General features: G+C 65.7%; 1 protein-coding gene. It reads right to left on the bottom strand.

Annotation, left to right across the window (positions count from 1 at the left end; all coding sequences use genetic code 11):
- Positions 1 to 618: S-layer homology domain-containing protein (locus PA598K_RS25705; protein WP_148091995.1), on the bottom strand; the 618-nt coding region annotated here is incomplete at both ends.

Raw genomic sequence — 618 nt, 5'->3', positions numbered from 1 at the left:
GCATCCGATAGATGATGACCGCGCCCTCGGCGCGGGAGGCGTCGCGATTGGGGTAGAAGCTGCCCTCGCTGCCGACGATCAACCCTTGTTCTGCCGCGTAAGCAACGCCTGGCTTCAGCGTCTCGTGGATCTGGGCGCTGTCTGCGAATACGCCATCCAGCTCCGATCCCGCCGTCTCTTCCGTCTCCTCCACAGTGTCGAGCTGCACGCCCCGCGTGATCATCGCTGCCATCTCGGCGCGAGTGATCGGCGCATGCGGCGCAAAGGTGCTCGCGTCACGGCCCTGGATGATGCCGTAGGCATAAGCCGACTCGACGAACGGCGCGTACCAGTCGCTCTCACCGACATCGGCGAAGCCGGACGTGCGGCCCTGACCCTCAGGCAGCTCGAGGTCGAGCGCCAGTGCGAGCATCTTGGCGAACTGCGCCCGCGTGATCTTGGCTTGCGGCGCAAAGCTGCCGTCGCCCATCCCCTGGATGATCCCCTTGGCTGCGATCGCCTGGATCTGCGCGCCGGCCCAGGAGCGGACGCTCTCGATATCATGGAAGCTGACGCCATTGCCCGGCCGGCTGACGATCGCATAAGCGATGTTGCCGCTCAGCGACTCGATGACGGTGC

The sequence above is a fragment of the Paenibacillus sp. 598K genome, from assembly GCF_003851045.1.
In the GTDB taxonomy this organism is placed as follows: domain Bacteria; phylum Bacillota; class Bacilli; order Paenibacillales; family Paenibacillaceae; genus Paenibacillus_D.
Note: the sequence above shows the minus strand (reverse complement) of the source record. Positions and strands in the feature narration are given on the sequence as shown.